This window comes from Teichococcus aerophilus, assembly GCF_014490485.1.
In the GTDB taxonomy this organism is placed as follows: Bacteria; Pseudomonadota; Alphaproteobacteria; order Acetobacterales; family Acetobacteraceae; genus Pseudoroseomonas; species Pseudoroseomonas aerophila.
On sequence record NZ_JACTVA010000020.1, the window covers coordinates 41070 to 55263 of the forward strand.

A 14194-nucleotide genomic window follows, 5' to 3' on the forward strand; every position below is an offset into this window, starting at 1 on the left:
CTCGCACGCCCGCCGGCCTGGCCACAGTGAAGAGCCCCGCGCCAGCCAGCGGCGTCACCAACTCACCAACGCAAAAATCTCCGCGTACCCCTCAGCCAGCAGGCGCTTCATGGCTTTGCTTGGGCGCGTGATTCAGGCTTCCGGTGATTCCCCCTCCAGCCATCACACTCCAGACACGCTCAAGCGCTGCTTACCCCCAAGGGTTGCGGCGCGGCGGTGCGCCGGGGCGGGACCACGGCCCCGCAGGCGCGCTGCCGCCCGGCCCCCGGTTGCCGGGGACCTGGTTGCTCGGAACTTGGTTGCCCTGGGTCCGGCTCCCGGGAACCCGGCCGCCCGGCCCGCGCGAGCCGGCCATCGGGGGCGCCACCGGCGCGCCCTGCTGCCAGCCGCCCGTGCCCGTGCCGCCCTGCCCCGCCAGCGCCATCAGCGCCGCCACCCGGTTCTCGGTTCGTGGGTGGGTGGAGAACAGCCCGTCCATCCGCTGCCCGTTCAATGGGTTGATGATGAACATATGCGCCGTCGCCGGATTGGCCTCCGCCGCCTGGTTCACATGCCCCAGCTTGCCCTGCTCCAGCCGCATCAGCGCCCGCGCCAGCCCAGCCGGGTTGCCGGTGATCTCCGCCGCACCCCGATCCGCCTCGTATTCGCGGGAGCGGCTGACCGCCATCTGCACGATGGCGGCGGCGATCGGCGCCAGCACCATCAGCAGCAGCCCGACGATCGGCCCCGGCCCCCGCTCCCGGTCCCGCCCGCCGAACAGGAAGCCGAACTGCGCCAGCATGCCGATGGCACCCGCCAGACAGGCCGTGACCGTCATGATCAAGGTGTCGCGGTTGCGGATATGCGCCAGCTCATGCGCCACCACCCCGGCCACCTCCTCCTCCGTCATCAGGTCCAGCAGGCCGGTATTCACCGCCACCGCCGCGTTCTGCGGGTTGCGCCCGGTGGCGAAGGCATTCGGCTGGTCCTCATGGATCAGGTACAGCGCCGGCATCGGCAGGCCGGCCCGCGCCGCCATCGCCTGGGTCATCCGGTACAGCTGCGGCGCATCCTGCGGCCCGATGGGCTGCGCGTTGTGCATCCGCAGCACCATCCTGTCACTGTTCCACCACGCGAACAGGTTGGTCACCACCGCGACGCCCAGCGCCACCAGCATGCCGCCCCGCCCGCCAATGGCGCCGCCCACAGCGACGAACAACGCCGTCATCGCCGCCAGAAGGATTGTCGTCCGCAGATACCCGCCCATGCACCCCTTCCCAGTCGCACCGTTCGCTCTCAGATGGGGAGGATGACAAAGCCTGGACAAGAGGCCGCGACGCCGGCCGACGAAACCCCCGCCCCCCCGGCCCAGCCGGATGGCACCCCGAAACCCAAACCCACGCCCATGCCACCCGAGATCGGCGGCCCCACCGGGCCGGAACCCACCCGCTTCGGGGACTGGGAACGCAAGGGGCGCGTGAGCGACTTCTAGCTTTTGCACCCTGGCGGGGCTGCCCCCTTCGCAGGTGGTGGCCAGCATGAAGGCGGGGAAAGAATTCCCCGGACCCCTTCTTTTTTTCTGCGGATCTGGCGGAGCGCTGCCGGACTGAGAGCGGACGCTCTTCGACGATGTTTGAAATGGGCCAGGCTGGCTGAACCGTCAGTCGCCAGAGGTTCTAGACCTCCGGCGCACCAGCCGCCTCTCAAGCATGCCCTCTCAACAGCCACGCCCGGAAAACCTGAAGAAAGAAAAGAAGGATCAAACCTATAGGTTTGATGGGGAATTCCTTCCCCGGCCTTCCTGCCTCACCCTGGCAACCTTCATCGCCGCGCCACGAAGAAGGCCCGCAGCAAATCCGCGCATTCGCCTTCCCGCATCCCGCCGATGACGTCCGGCGCATGATGGCAGGACGCTGCGTTGAAGATCCGCGCCCCATGTTCCACCCCGCCGCCCTTGGGATCGTAGGCGCCGAAGACCACACGTTTCACCCGAAAGAAGCTCGCCGCCTGGGCGCACATCGGGCAGGGCTCCAGGGTGACGGTCAGGGTGCAGTCCGGCAGGCGCGGGCTAGCGCGCAGGCTGGCGGCGGCGCGCAGGGCCAGGATTTCGGCATGCGCGGTCGGGTCGTGCAGTTCCTCCACCCGGTTGCCGGCACGGGACAGGACGGTGCCGGCGGCGTCGGTCACCACCGCGCCCACCGGCACTTCGCCCCGTGCCGCGGCGGCACGGGCTTCCTGCAATGCGATTTCGATCGGCGTCATGACCACTCCCATAGCGGGGGAATCACACCGCCGCGACAGGGCCAGGACCAGGGCTTGGTGAGGCCCGCCGCAGCCGCCATACCCATACCAGCCTGTATCGGATGCCTCATGCCACTCCTGCCGTCACGTCTCCTGCCGATGTTGCCGCTGCTGGCCGCCCTGCTGGCGCCACTGCTGCCAGCCCCGGCCGCCCAGGCCCAGGTGGCGCCGGAGGCGGTGCGGCAAGGGACCGACGCGGCGCGGGAACTGGCCCGCCTGGCACCGGAAGGCAGCCCGGCCACCGCGCTGCCCCGCCTCTCCGACCCCCGCGCCGCGCCGCTGCTGAACGCGCTGTGGAACAGCCAGGCCGTGGTGGCCGGCCGGCCGCAGCCGGAAGCCGGCACGCCCGAGCTGCAGCGCTGGGGCGACGGCGCCGCGCGCGTGCTGCGGGTGTACCTGACCGCCTTTGCCGCCAACACCGCCAACCCGGCGGAGGCCGAACGGCGCATGGCCGCCTTCCAGGACGAGACCACCCGCGCCTTCACCTTCCTGCTGCGCATCGGCACCACCCTGCAGCAAGGCGCGCGGGACCGCGTGCGCCGACTGCCCCCCGCCCAGCGCCAGGCAGAGCAGGCGCAGATCGACCAGGGCCTGCGCCGGATGAGCCTCGGCCTCGCCCAACTCAGCCAAGGCATCCTGGTGCAGCTCGGCCAGCCCGTGCTGAAGCCGGAGAACGCCCGGCTGCTGGCCACGGCCGTGGCCGAGGACCTGCCGCTCTTCGCCTCCTCCCTGCCCACCGAAGCCCGGCAGGAACTGCGCCAGACCACCACCCGCCTGCTGCCCACCCTGCGCGACCCCGCCACCCGGACCCAGGTAGAGCGAATCCGCCAGGCCGTTGGAAGCTGAGGATCGGGAAGCCGTCTTGGGCGCCAGGCTGGGTCTTCACTTCGCCAATCCGCCATCGCGGCCCTCTGCCGGAAGAGGAGCTACTGATTAGTGGCGACAGGACAGGCAGAGGGGAGGCCGGGGAAGGAATTCTCCGGACCCTTTCTTTTCTTTTTTCAAGTTTTTCGGGCGTGGCTGCTCAGGGCTCGGCCTTGGAAGACGGCAGGGTGCGCCGGAGGTCCTGGACCTCTGGCGACTGACGGCTCAGCCCGCGTGGCCCACTATTAAAACCATCCATGAAGCGTCCGCTTTCAGTCCTGAAGCGCTTCGCCAAACTCGAAGAAGAAAAAGAAGGGGTCCGGGGAATTCTTTCCCCGGCCTTCCACGTCTCTCTCCCCTGAGCCGCCCGGTGTGTCCCGCGCACGAACCCACCATGGCCGAATAACATTTGTCGCCGCCTGCGGGCCGGTCTAGCAACGGCCCATGCGTAAGCTTCCCCTGATTGGCGTGACACTGGATGCGGAGCCGGCCGGCGGCTGGTCCAAGCTGCCGTGGTACGCCATCCGCCAGAATTACTTGTCCGCCATTGCCGCTGCCGGTGGCCTGCCGGTCGCCTTGCCGCATGAGCCGGAGCTGGCGGAAGCCTATCTGGAGCGGATCGACGGCCTGCTGGTCACCGGCGGTGCGTTCGACGTCGACCCGGCGCTGTACAATGGCGGCCCGGCGCATGCGACCGTCTCGCTGAAATCCGGCCGCACGGCGTTCGAGCTGGCGGTGACGCGCGGTGCCCTGGCGCGGGACATCCCCGTGCTCGGCATCTGCGGTGGGGAGCAGTTGCTGGCGGTCGCCTTCGGCGGCACGCTCATCCAGCATATCCCGGACAGCATCGCCAATGCCCTGGCGCATGAGCAGCCCAACCCGCGTACCGAGCCGGGGCATGAGGTCGCCATCGCCGCCGATACGCTGCTGGCGCGCATCACCGGCGCCGCGCGCATGGCGGTGAACTCGGCGCACCACCAGGCGGTGGAGCGCCCCGGCAACGGCGCGCGGGTCAATGCCGTGGCGCCGGATGGCGTTATCGAGGGGATCGAGCACCCCGGCCACCGCTTCGCCCTGGGCGTGCAGTGGCACCCGGAATACACGGTGGACCCGGCCGACCACCGCATCTTCGACGCCTTCGTGGAAGCCGCCCGATGAACGATGACCTCCCCGACGATCTGCCCCCGGGCGACGACGACGACATCATCGATCCCACCACGGACGCCGGCGGCTCAGCCGCGCCGGAGGACACCGAGGCCGGCCCGCGCGGCGAGCGCATCGCCAAGTGGCTGGCCCGCGCCGGCATCGCCAGCCGTCGGGATGCCGAGAAGCTGATCGAGGAAGGCCGCGTCGCCCTCAACGGCCAGCGGGTGGACACGCCCGCCACCTTCGTCGCGATGGGGGACAGCGTCTCCGTCGGCGGCAAGCTGGTCTCGGCGCCGGAGCACACGCGCCTGTTCCGCTACCACAAGCCCGATGGGCTGGTGACGACCCACAAGGACCCCGAGGGCCGCAAAACGGTGTTCGAGGAACTGCCGGTGGGGCTGCCGCGCCTGGTCTCCGTCGGCCGGCTGGATCTGACCAGCGAGGGCCTGCTGCTGCTGACGAATGACGGCGCGCTGTCCCGCAAGCTGGAACTGCCGGGCAATGCCTGGACGCGCCGCTACCGCGCCCGCGTGCATGGCCATGTGGATGAGCGCGCCCTGGCCTCGCTCGCCCGTGGCATCACCATCGAGGGCGTGGCCTATGGCGCCATCGAGGCCGGGCTGGATTCCCGCCAGGGCACCAATGCCTGGCTGACCGTCAGCCTGAAGGAAGGCAAGAACCGCGAGGTTCGCCGCGTCCTCCAGCATCTCGGCCTGACCGTGACGCGGCTGATCCGCACCGCCTATGGCCCCTTCCAGCTTGGCACCCTGCCCAAGGGCGCGGTCGAGGAAGTGAATGCCAAGGTGATGCGTGACCAGCTGGGCCTGGACGCCGCGCCGCGGGTGAAGCGCGGCACCGTCGTCGCCGCCGAGGAAGCCGCCGCCAGGAGCGCCGAGCCGTTGCCGGAGGCGATCGCCCGCACCCGCCCGGCCAAGCCGCCGCGCGCCCGCAGCGCCGGCGATGATTTGCGCCGCCCCTGGGGCGCCCCGGTGAAGACGCGGGACTCCTTCGGCCCCGGCCCGCGCTCCACCCGGCGTACCCGCGACAAGTAGGGCTGCGTCTCAGCGATGAGGATCGTCGCCGGCCGCCATCGCGGCCGCAAGCTGGTGGCGCCCGAGGGCGCCACCACCCGCCCGACCGGCGAGCGGATGCGCCAGGCGCTGTTCGACATGCTGTGGCACGCCCCCTGGGCCGGCCGCGCGGCCATCGAGGGCCATGCGGTGCTGGATGCCTTCGCCGGCACGGGTGCGCTGGGCCTGGAAGCCCTCTCCCGCGGCGCCGCCACCGCCTGCTTCATCGAGCAGGACCGCGCCGCGCTGGCCGCCTTGCGCGCCAATATCGCCGCCTGCCGGGAGGATGCCGCCAGCCAGGTCCTGCCGGTGGATGCCACGCGCCCGCCGCGCGCCAAGGCGCCGTGCTCGTTGGTCTTCCTCGACCCGCCCTATGCGAAGGATCTGGTGCCGCGCGCCCTGGCGGCGCTTGGCGCGGCGGGCTGGATCGCCCCCTCCGCCCTTATCTGCGCCGAGACGGGGCGGGACGAGGACCCTGCCCTGCCCGATTTTACCCTGCTGGCGGAACGCACGCACGGCGCCGCGCGTATCCTGGTGCTGCGCGCACCGGGCTAAGGGACGGCTTCAGCCGCCTCCCGGCTGAGGCGCATAGCCAGGATGTTGCGCGTCGGCCGGGAAACGTAGTGAACCGCCGGCACAGCCCAGGCCGCCTTGGCCGGCCTTCCTGAAGCGAGCTCTTGGGGCCCTTACTGCTGCAACGCCTGCCGCAGCTCGGCCAAGGTGGATTGCAGGGCGGCATGCGCGGCCACCACCTCCGGCCGCAGCACGAAGCGGGTCTGGCGCTCATGAAACTCTTCGTCCTCGCCGTCGGCCAGCGCCGTCGCGGTGGAGAGGAAGCCCTGCATCGCTTCCGGCGACGGCTTGGCGCCCTTGGCGTTGGCCTCGTCGATGCGGACCATCAGGTCGCTGACCTTGCGCAGCCAGGTGAATTCCGGGTCGTGCATCACGGCCTGCAGCAACGCATAGGGATTGCCACCCGCCGGGTGGCCCGCCGCCTGCGCATTGAGCAGTGCGCGGTGCCAGCCCGCCAGGGCGGCCGCCAGCTTGCGTGACGGATGCGACACGGCCGCGCGCGGGGTTGGGGTCACAGTCATGCGGCGGTTCTCCTGCTGCGGGCGGCCGTGCGGTCGGGCACGGGCCGGAAGGCGTTGTAGCTCAAGGGGAAGGTAAGGCCAGGGGCGCTGCCCCTGGAACCCCGCCGGGGTGGAAAGTCCACCCCGGACCCCGCTGGGCATTTGTCGAGAGGATGGGGGGTTGGGTTAGCGGCGCGTTGGCATTGGCTGGATGTCAAAGAGGTGTGCCGTAGCGAGATGCCGGCGGGCCAGCGCCGGGTTTGGCTGGCGGAGTGCCTTCTGCCCGGATGGGTTGAGCCTGCGGCGCTTGGGGGCCACGCTGGATGGCAGCGTCCTCAAGGACATCTGGGATTGTCCGGAAACCTGTTGGCTGAGGGCGCGGGGGGAATTCTTATGCCGACAGGGGCGGCGCAGACCAGATGCAGGAACATTGGGCCAAGCTGCCGGAAAATACGGGCCCAGAAAGGGGCGCCGAGCCCGGCCCAGCAGGGTCTCGAAACAGTCTCTTGGAGTAAATCTCATCAGACTGATGGCGGGGGCCTGGGGTAACCCTGTCACCCCAGCGGGAGAGTCCAGACGGGGCAGCGCCCTCTCTGGCCCCGGCCCACAACTCCTCTCAGACCCGGCGCCACACCCAGTACATCGGCTGGCGACCCTCGCGCAGGGCCTTGGCCTCGTAGCGCGTGCCTGGCCAGCCTGCCGGCCGCTCCAGCTCCAGCGAGACGCGCTCGAACAGGCTCTGGTTCCCCATCACCTCGGTCACCCAGGCCTGGTAGGTCGGATCATCGCTGGCGATGCGCCATTCGCCGCCCGGGCGGATGGCGGTGGCCAGCGTCTCCAGGATGGAGGGATGCACGAAGCGGCGCTTGGCATGGCGCGCCTTCGGCCAGGGGTCCGGAAACATCAGGAACAGGCGGGCCAGGCTGCCGGCCGGCAGGGCGCGGATCAGGTGCCGCGCATCCTTCGTCCACAGCAGCAGGTTGGGCGGCAGCGGCGCGGTGGCCTCGCCCCCTTCCGGCACGACCTTGCCGAGCAGCGAGCAGATGCCGTTCTCGAACACCTCGGAGGCGATCAGCCCGACCTCCGGGTTGGCCTGGATCTGCGCGTAGCTGTGCTCGCCGCCGCCGAAGCCGACTTCCAGCCAGACGTCCTTGACCGGGGCCGGGAAGGCGCCGGCCGGGTCGGTCGCGGCCGCCTCGGCCGAGAGGTGCAGGCGGGGCAGCGTCACTTCCAACAGGGCCTGCTGGCGCGGGCGCAGCGGGTGGCCCCGGCGGCGGCCATACAGGCGGTCGGGGACTGGCGGCGGGCTGTCGTGCGTTTCGTCGGTCATCGTGCGGCCATCAATACCACAAAGGGCGGTGCCAACCGGCACCGCCCCCGTGAAGGTCGTCGGAGCGTGATCTGCCTGCGGCGGAGTAGCCGAAGGCGTCCATCACGTGGTCAAGCCAAGGCCCGGAGCGTGCTTCGCGAACGGATCACGCTCCGGCATGAGATCCGCCGGGGCCTTGTCAGCCCCCGGCGTGCCTCACGCATTTATGCCCGGGGGGCAGGTCGATCAGCGGTTGAAGGCGCGCTTCAGCTCGTCCGCCAGATCGGTCTTTTCCCAGGTGAAGGTGCCCAGCTCGGCATCCGGCGTGCGGCCGAAATGGCCGTAGGCGGAGGTCGGCACGTAGATGGCGCGGTTCAGGTGCAGATGCTCCCGGATGCCGCGCGGGGAGAGGTTGACCATGCCGTTGACGACCTTGGCCAGCTTCACCTCATCCACGTCGCGCCCGGTGCCGTGCAGGTCGAAATAGACCGACAGCGGCTTGGACACGCCGATGGCGTAGGACACCTGGATGGTGCACTTCTCGGCCAGGCCGGCGGCGACCACGTTCTTGGCGAGGTAGCGGCAGGCATAGGCGGCCGAGCGGTCCACCTTGGTGGGGTCCTTGCCGGAGAACGCACCGCCGCCATGCGGGGCCGCGCCGCCGTAGGTGTCCACGATGATCTTGCGCCCGGTCAGACCGCAATCGCCATCGGGGCCGCCGATGACGAAGGTGCCCGTCGGGTTCACGTACAGCTCGTCATCCGGCACCGTCCAGCCATCCGGCAGGGAGGTGGCGACGATCGGCTGCACCAGCGCGCGGACCTGGTCCTGGGTCAGGCCTTCCTCGTGCTGGGTGGAGACTACCACGGAGGTCACACCCACCGGCTTGCCGTCCACATAGCGCAGCGTCACCTGGGACTTCGCGTCCGGCAGCAGGCCGGCGACGGTCTTGTCCTTGCTCCGGCGCAGCTCGGAGATGCGGCGCAGGATCAGGTGGGAATAGTACAGCGGCGCCGGCATCAGGTCCGGCGTCTCGGTGCAGGCATACCCGAACATGATGCCCTGGTCGCCGGCGCCTTCATCCTTGTTGCCGGCCGCGTCCACGCCCTGCGCGATATGCGCGGACTGGGCGTGCAGGTGCACGGAGATGTCGGCATTGCGCCAGGAGAAGCCTTCCTGGTCGTAGCCGATATCCTGCACCGCCATGCGGGCCAGGTGCGCCAGCAGCTCATGCGTCACGCTGCCGGGGCCGCGCGTCTCGCCGGCGAGGACGATGCGGTTGGTCGTGACCAGAGTCTCGCAGGCCACGCGGGCATACGGATCGGCTTCGAGGAACGCGTCCAGCACCGTATCGCTGATACGGTCCGCGACCTTGTCGGGGTGGCCCTCGGAAACACTCTCCGAGGTAAACAGGTATTCGCCCTTGTCGCGCATGGCCTTATCGTCCTCTTGTCGCGATGGCGACCGGTTCGCCCCGGCCTGGCTATCCCCCGGCAACCCGGGCGCAGCTGTTTCGCAGTCGCGGAAAGGGGGGTCAAGCCACGATCAGAAGTCAGGAGCCCTGCGCAGGCTCGATAGGTCGTGATGCCACGAGCGCAACAGGCGCGTCCGGTATGGCGTAGGGAACGACCACTTCCACCACCGGTTTGCCATCGGGCCGAGGATACGCCGCCAGAGGTTGAAAGGTGCCCTCGCCCCGCGCGGCAGGGTTGCCGCCGAAAGGCGCACCGCTGTTCAACGGCGTCGTCATCGCAGCATTGGCCCAGGAGGCCAGCAGGCGGGCGGTGTCGAATTCCAGCAGGACCTGCGGCTGGGCAAGGCTAGCGGCATGCAACCGCTGCACCCGGCGGGGATCTGCCCATAAGAAGGTGTAGCCGTTCAATAGCGCCCGCCACGCACGGGGCTGCCCCTCATAGCTGCCCGTCAAACAGCGCCGCAGCACATGGTCCGGCAGCAGCTGGTCGCGCAGCGTAATGGCCGGCAGGCCAGGGGCAGCGAGCACTGCGAAGTTGCCCTTGCCGCGATCCTCCTCCAGCAACGCCACGCGCTCCGCCGCCGGGACAGCATAGAGGTCGCACAGGGCGCGGGCAGAAAGCAGCCCGTGCTTCTGAAAGGAATCCCAGGACGCCGCCGGCAACAGATGGAACAGGCGTGGATGCCTGATAGTGAACTGAGACAGGTCCACGCCTCAGGCGATCCCCATCACTTGCCGCATCGAATACAGCCCTGGCTGCTGCCGCGCCGCCCACACCGCCGCTTGCACCGCACCTGTGGCATAGACCCGGCGGTCGAAGGACCGGTGCGTCAGGCTGACATGCTCGCTGCGCCCGGCGAACAGCAACGTGTGCTCGCCCACCACCTGGCCGCCTCGCAGCGCCGCGAAGCCGATGGGGCCGGTGGCGCGTGGGCCGGTATGGCCGTCCCGGCCACTTTCCATGCCCACCTCCGCCAGCGTCTTGCCCCGCCCGCGCGCCACGGCCTGGCCCATCATGACGGCGGTGCCGGACGGCGCATCGACCTTCTGCCGGTGATGCATCTCCACGATCTCGGCATCGAACTGCTCCGGCGGCAGAGCCGCGGAGAACTTCTCGATCAACGCGAACAGCACCGTCGCCGCCGGCGCGAAGTTAGAGGAATAGACCAGCGGCACCGACCGCGCCGCCACCTCCACCGCCGCCTCCTGCGCCGGGGAGAGCCCGGACGTGCCGAGGATGAACGGCTTGCCCGCCCGCGCCGCCGCCGCCGCATGCCCTTCCGCCGCCGCGGCAATGGTGAAGTCGATCACCACATCGCTGGCAGCGAACAACGCATCGGCATCCGGAAACACCGTCACGCCCGCCGCGCCCCGCCGTGCCGTGCCGCCGGACAGCTCAGCCCCCGCCGCCGCGATCTCCTCCACCAGCAACTGACCCATGCGGCCGGAAATGCCGGCAATGCCGATGCGGAGCTTGGTCATGGGGAAAGGCCGTCCTGCGCTGAGATGGAAGAATGCGCAGTGTCGTGGGGATGCGCCCGGCGTCAAGCCGGCGGGCTGGGCGATGGCCTTTGGTGCTTTGGCCGCGCCGTGTGGAAGAGAAGGAAGGCCGGGGAATGAATTCCCCGGACCCCTTCTTTTTTTCTGCGAGTTTGGCGTTGGCGCTGCAGGATTGAGGGGGGACGCTGCTTGATCATATGTAAAATAGGCCGCGCGGGCTGAACCGTCAGTCGCCAGAGGTCCAGGACCTCCGGCGCACCCAGCCGTATCTCAGGTTCACCCCCTCAACAGCCCCGCCCCAAAACTCGAAAAAGAAAAGAAGGGGCCCGGGGAATTCTTTCCCCGGCCTTCCTCCCCACCCATCAGACCCCAGACGCAGCAACGGCTGGCGCACCTTTCGGTGGCCAGCCGCGGGAAGAGATGAAACGGGACCAGGGTGATGCCCCTAGCCAAGTCTCCGTCAGGTATTCATCGCGTCGAAGAAATCCTGGTTGGTCTTGCTGTACTTCAGCTTGTCCAGCAGGAACTCCATCGCATCCTGCGTCCCCATCGGGTTCAGGATACGCCGCAGCACCCACATCTTGGACAGCGTGGCGCGGTCCACCAGAATTTCTTCCTTACGGGTGCCGGACTTGGTGATGTCGATCGCCGGGAAGACGCGCTTGTCGGAGAGCTTGCGGTCCAGGATCAGCTCGGAGTTACCGGTGCCCTTGAACTCTTCGAAGATCACTTCGTCCATGCGGCTGCCGGTATCGATCAGCGCGGTCGCGATGATGGTCAGCGAGCCGCCTTCCTCGATGTTGCGCGCCGCGCCGAAGAAGCGCTTGGGGCGCTGCAGGGCGTTGGCGTCCACACCACCGGTCAGCACCTTGCCGGAGGACGGCACGACCGAGTTGTAGGCACGGCCGAGGCGGGTGATGGAGTCCAGCAGGATCACCACGTCGCGCTTGTGCTCGACCAGGCGCTTCGCCTTCTCCAGCACCATCTCGGTGACCTGCACGTGGCGGGTCGCCGGCTCGTCGAAGGTGGAGGCCACGACTTCGCCGCGCACGGTGCGGGCCATGTCGGTGACTTCTTCCGGCCGCTCGTCGATCAGCAGCACGATCAGGAAGACGTCGGGGTGGTTGGCGCTGATGCTGCGGGCGATGTTCTGCAGCATCACGGTCTTGCCGGTGCGCGGCGGCGCCACGACCAGGGCGCGCTGGCCCATGCCGATCGGGGCCACCAGGTCAATCACGCGGGGCGTGTTGTCCTTCTGCATGCCCTTCGGCGGCGGCTCGGCGTTCTCGTTCTCCATCTTCAACCGGCGCGTCGGGTAGAGCGGCGTCAGGTTGTCGAAGTTGATACGGTGGCGGAGCGCCTCGGGCGGCTCGAAATTGACGGTGTTGACCTTCAGCAGCGCGAAGTAACGTTCACCGTCCTTCGGCGCGCGGATCTGGCCTTCCACCGTATCGCCGATGCGCAGGCCGAAGCGGCGCACCTGGGCGGGGGAGACGTAGATGTCGTCCGGCCCCGGCAGGTAGTTCGACTGCGGGGACCGCAGGAAGCCGAAGCCGTCGGGCAGGATTTCCAACGTGCCGTCGCCGTGGATCGCCTGGTCGTTCTCGGCGAGCTGCTTCAGGATCGCGAACATCATGTCCTGCTTGCGCAGGCTCGAAGCGTTCTCGATCTGGAGGGACTCGGCGAAACCCAGCAGGTCGGCGGGGCTTTTGGCCTTGAGTTCAGAAAGATGCATGGGCGGGACGCGTTCCGTTCCGGCGTAGAGCAGGGGACACTCCCAAAGGCGCGGCCAGATGGCTTGCCCATGTGCGGCCGCAGCCCGAGGGCGCCTGGCCGTCTAATGTCCCGTATAGGATCAAGGAGGGGAGTCTAGGCGGTATGCCAAACCGGCAAGGTCCGGTACGCCGCCAAGGACGAGGAGCGCCGCAACGCTAGGGTCGCAGCCACTTCGTCGTCAATGGGCAAATAGTGCATTCCGGCGGTTCTTCAAGGAGTTCGCGCGGATTTTTCCGGGATTGATGCGTGGGCCAAGGGGCTTTGCCCCTGGCCCCCCACCGGGGTGGAAAGTCCACCCCGGACCCCGCTGCGAGTTTTTCAGGGCTTTCGGTGCTTAGGTGCCTCGCAAGCCGGCAGCGCATTCAACCTGTTCTAAAGGCTACTGGACTGAACGCTCAGCCGGCAGCAGCCATGGCCTTCCCTGCAAGATCCGCCATCACTTAAACTGATGGCAGGGCCTGGGGGGATACTATCCCCCCAGGTTGGGTCCAGGGGGCAGCGCCCCTGGTGACGGGACCTTACCGCCCCAGCCCCTCCCAGAAGTCCCGCACCTTGGCGAAGAAGCCGTCGCTATCCGGGCTGCTGCGGGCATGCTCGCCCGCCTCGGCCTCAAACTCCTCCAGCAATTCGCGCTGGCGGGCCGTCAGATGGCGCGGGGTTTCTACCGCGACCTGCACGTACATGTCCCCCCGCGCGGCGGAGCGCAGCACGGAGAAGCCCTTGCCGCGCAGACGGAACTGGTCTCCCGACTGCGTGCCGGCCGGGATGGTCACCCGCGCCCGCCCGCCATCGATGACCGGCACCTCCACCGCATCGCCCAGCGCGGCCTGGGACATCCGCAGCGGCACGCGGACGAAGATATTCGCCCCGTCCCGCTGGAAGATTTCATGCGGCTGCACGCCGATATCGACATACAGGTCGCCTGCGGGGGCGCCCCGCAACCCGGCCTCGCCCTCGCCGGTCAGGCGAATGCGGGTGCCGTCCTCGACGCCGGCGGGGATGGTCACGTTCAGGGTGCGCTCGCGGTGCACGCGGCCAGCGCCGTTGCACACCTTGCAGGGGTTCTTCACCACCCGGCCGCTGCCGCCACAGGTGGGGCAGGCGCGCTCGATCAGGAAGAAGCCCTGCTGGGCGCGCACCTTGCCGGCGCCGCCGCAGGTCGGGCAGGTCTGGTTGGCGGTGCTGCCCGCCTCGGCGCCGGAGCCGTTGCAGGCATCGCACTGCACGCTGCTCTGGACGCGGATATTCTGCTTGGCGCCGGCGAAGGCCTCCTCCAGGGAGATCTCCACCTCGGTGCGCAGGTCGGCACCCCGGCCGGCCGCCTGGCCGCGCTGGCGCCCGCCACCGCCGCCAAAGCCGAACATCTGCTCGAAGATGTCCTCGAACCCACCGCCGCCGAAGGGGTTGCCGCCGCCACCGCCGCCGCCGCCCATGCCACCCTCGAAGGCCGCGTGGCCGTAGCGGTCATAGGCGGCGCGCTTCTCGCCATCCTTCAGGACCTCATAGGCCTCGGAGCATTCCTTGAAGTTGGCTTCCGCTTCCTTGTCATCCCGGTTGCGGTCCGGGTGATACTTCATGGCGAGCTTGCGATAGGCCTTCTTCAGCTCATCGTCGCTGGCGCCCCGGGCGACGCCCAGCACTTCATAGTAATCCCGCTTGGCCATGGCCGGGTCAGTCCCCCGCTATACAGTCAACAAGGCTG

Annotated in this window: 13 protein-coding genes and 1 pseudogene; 5 read left to right on the forward strand and 9 right to left on the reverse strand. The window is 69.0% G+C overall.

Going from position 1 to position 14194, the window contains the following annotated elements:
• Nucleotides 1-190: 190 nt before the first annotated feature.
• Nucleotides 191-1246: a zinc metalloprotease HtpX gene (htpX, locus tag IBL26_RS12525; RefSeq protein ID WP_187784830.1), complete on the reverse strand. Its 1056-nt coding sequence runs from the start codon at nt 1244-1246 to the stop codon at nt 191-193.
• Between the two features lie 42 nt (nt 1247-1288).
• Between htpX and IBL26_RS26275 the strand changes: the two genes are divergently transcribed.
• On the forward strand, nt 1289-1471 hold the full coding sequence (locus IBL26_RS26275) for a succinate dehydrogenase assembly factor 4 (protein WP_187784831.1): 183 nt from the start codon (nt 1289-1291) through the stop codon (nt 1469-1471).
• 329 nt (nt 1472-1800) lie between these two features.
• Here IBL26_RS26275 and IBL26_RS12535 read toward each other — a convergent pair whose 3' ends face one another.
• The gene (locus IBL26_RS12535; protein ID WP_187784832.1) at nt 1801-2241 is read right to left on the reverse strand and encodes a nucleoside deaminase; all 441 of its coding nucleotides are present in this window, start codon (nt 2239-2241) and stop codon (nt 1801-1803) included.
• Nucleotides 2242-2349: 108 nt separating this feature from the next.
• Here IBL26_RS12535 and IBL26_RS12540 point away from each other — a divergent pair, with 108 nt between their 5' ends.
• The 4 genes and pseudogenes from IBL26_RS12540 (at nt 2350) to rsmD (ending at nt 5915) form a co-directional block, all read left to right on the forward strand.
• Nucleotides 2350-3126, forward strand: a complete 777-nt coding sequence (locus IBL26_RS12540; RefSeq protein WP_187784833.1) for a hypothetical protein — start codon at nt 2350-2352, stop codon at nt 3124-3126.
• Nucleotides 3127-3588: 462 nt separating this feature from the next.
• Nucleotides 3589-4302 (forward strand): gamma-glutamyl-gamma-aminobutyrate hydrolase family protein, encoded by a 714-nt coding sequence (locus tag IBL26_RS12545; RefSeq protein WP_187784834.1) that lies wholly within the window; start codon nt 3589-3591, stop codon nt 4300-4302.
• Nucleotides 4299-5141: pseudogene (locus IBL26_RS12550) on the forward strand (pseudouridine synthase); the annotation flags it as partial. The gene IBL26_RS12545 and the pseudogene IBL26_RS12550, both read left to right, overlap by 4 nt.
• Before the next feature lie 216 nt (nt 5142-5357).
• Nucleotides 5358-5915 carry a 16S rRNA (guanine(966)-N(2))-methyltransferase RsmD gene (gene rsmD, locus IBL26_RS12555; RefSeq protein ID WP_187784836.1) on the forward strand — a complete coding sequence of 186 codons (558 nt, stop codon included), beginning with the start codon at nt 5358-5360 and terminating at the stop codon, nt 5913-5915.
• A gap of 131 nt (nt 5916-6046) precedes the next feature.
• Here the strand turns inward: rsmD and IBL26_RS12560 are convergent, their stop codons facing one another.
• The 7 genes from IBL26_RS12560 to dnaJ form a co-directional block, all read right to left on the reverse strand.
• Nucleotides 6047-6454 carry a hypothetical protein gene (locus IBL26_RS12560; protein ID WP_187784837.1) on the reverse strand — a complete coding sequence of 136 codons (408 nt, stop codon included), beginning with the start codon at nt 6452-6454 and terminating at the stop codon, nt 6047-6049.
• A gap of 595 nt (nt 6455-7049) precedes the next feature.
• Nucleotides 7050-7763, reverse strand: coding sequence for a tRNA (guanine(46)-N(7))-methyltransferase TrmB (gene trmB, locus IBL26_RS12565; RefSeq protein WP_187784838.1), 714 nt, complete (start codon nt 7761-7763; stop codon nt 7050-7052).
• Nucleotides 7764-7988: 225 nt separating this feature from the next.
• Nucleotides 7989-9176, reverse strand: a complete 1188-nt coding sequence (gene metK / locus IBL26_RS12570) for a methionine adenosyltransferase (protein WP_187784839.1) — start codon at nt 9174-9176, stop codon at nt 7989-7991.
• A 118-nt stretch (nt 9177-9294) separates the two neighbouring features.
• Complete coding sequence (locus IBL26_RS12575) at nt 9295-9927, reverse strand: DUF7002 family protein (RefSeq protein ID WP_187784840.1); 633 nt, start codon at nt 9925-9927, stop codon at nt 9295-9297.
• Between the two features lie 3 nt (nt 9928-9930).
• Nucleotides 9931-10698 (reverse strand): 4-hydroxy-tetrahydrodipicolinate reductase, encoded by a 768-nt coding sequence (gene dapB / locus IBL26_RS12580; protein WP_187784841.1) that lies wholly within the window; start codon nt 10696-10698, stop codon nt 9931-9933.
• A gap of 478 nt (nt 10699-11176) precedes the next feature.
• Nucleotides 11177-12451, reverse strand: a complete 1275-nt coding sequence (gene rho / locus IBL26_RS12585) for a transcription termination factor Rho (RefSeq protein ID WP_187784842.1) — start codon at nt 12449-12451, stop codon at nt 11177-11179.
• Nucleotides 12452-13010: 559 nt separating this feature from the next.
• Nucleotides 13011-14156, reverse strand: coding sequence for a molecular chaperone DnaJ (gene dnaJ / locus IBL26_RS12590; RefSeq protein ID WP_187784843.1), 1146 nt, complete (start codon nt 14154-14156; stop codon nt 13011-13013).
• Nucleotides 14157-14194 lie beyond the last annotated feature (38 nt).

Bases quoted from the DNA above. Each gene is read 5' to 3' on its own strand.
- htpX (WP_187784830.1), bottom strand. From the start codon at position 1,246: ATGGGCGGGTATCTGCGGACGACAATCCTTCTGGCGGCGATGACGGCG.
- IBL26_RS26275 (WP_187784831.1), top strand. From the start codon at position 1,289: ATGACAAAGCCTGGACAAGAGGCCGCGACGCCGGCCGACGAAACCCCC.
- IBL26_RS12535 (WP_187784832.1), bottom strand. From the start codon at position 2,241: ATGACGCCGATCGAAATCGCATTGCAGGAAGCCCGTGCCGCCGCGGCA.
- IBL26_RS12540 (WP_187784833.1), top strand. From the start codon at position 2,350: ATGCCACTCCTGCCGTCACGTCTCCTGCCGATGTTGCCGCTGCTGGCC.
- IBL26_RS12545 (WP_187784834.1), top strand. From the start codon at position 3,589: ATGCGTAAGCTTCCCCTGATTGGCGTGACACTGGATGCGGAGCCGGCC.
- rsmD (WP_187784836.1), top strand. From the start codon at position 5,358: ATGAGGATCGTCGCCGGCCGCCATCGCGGCCGCAAGCTGGTGGCGCCC.
- IBL26_RS12560 (WP_187784837.1), bottom strand. From the start codon at position 6,454: ATGACTGTGACCCCAACCCCGCGCGCGGCCGTGTCGCATCCGTCACGC.
- trmB (WP_187784838.1), bottom strand. From the start codon at position 7,763: ATGACCGACGAAACGCACGACAGCCCGCCGCCAGTCCCCGACCGCCTG.
- metK (WP_187784839.1), bottom strand. From the start codon at position 9,176: ATGCGCGACAAGGGCGAATACCTGTTTACCTCGGAGAGTGTTTCCGAG.
- dapB (WP_187784841.1), bottom strand. From the start codon at position 10,698: ATGACCAAGCTCCGCATCGGCATTGCCGGCATTTCCGGCCGCATGGGT.
- rho (WP_187784842.1), bottom strand. From the start codon at position 12,451: ATGCATCTTTCTGAACTCAAGGCCAAAAGCCCCGCCGACCTGCTGGGT.
- dnaJ (WP_187784843.1), bottom strand. From the start codon at position 14,156: ATGGCCAAGCGGGATTACTATGAAGTGCTGGGCGTCGCCCGGGGCGCC.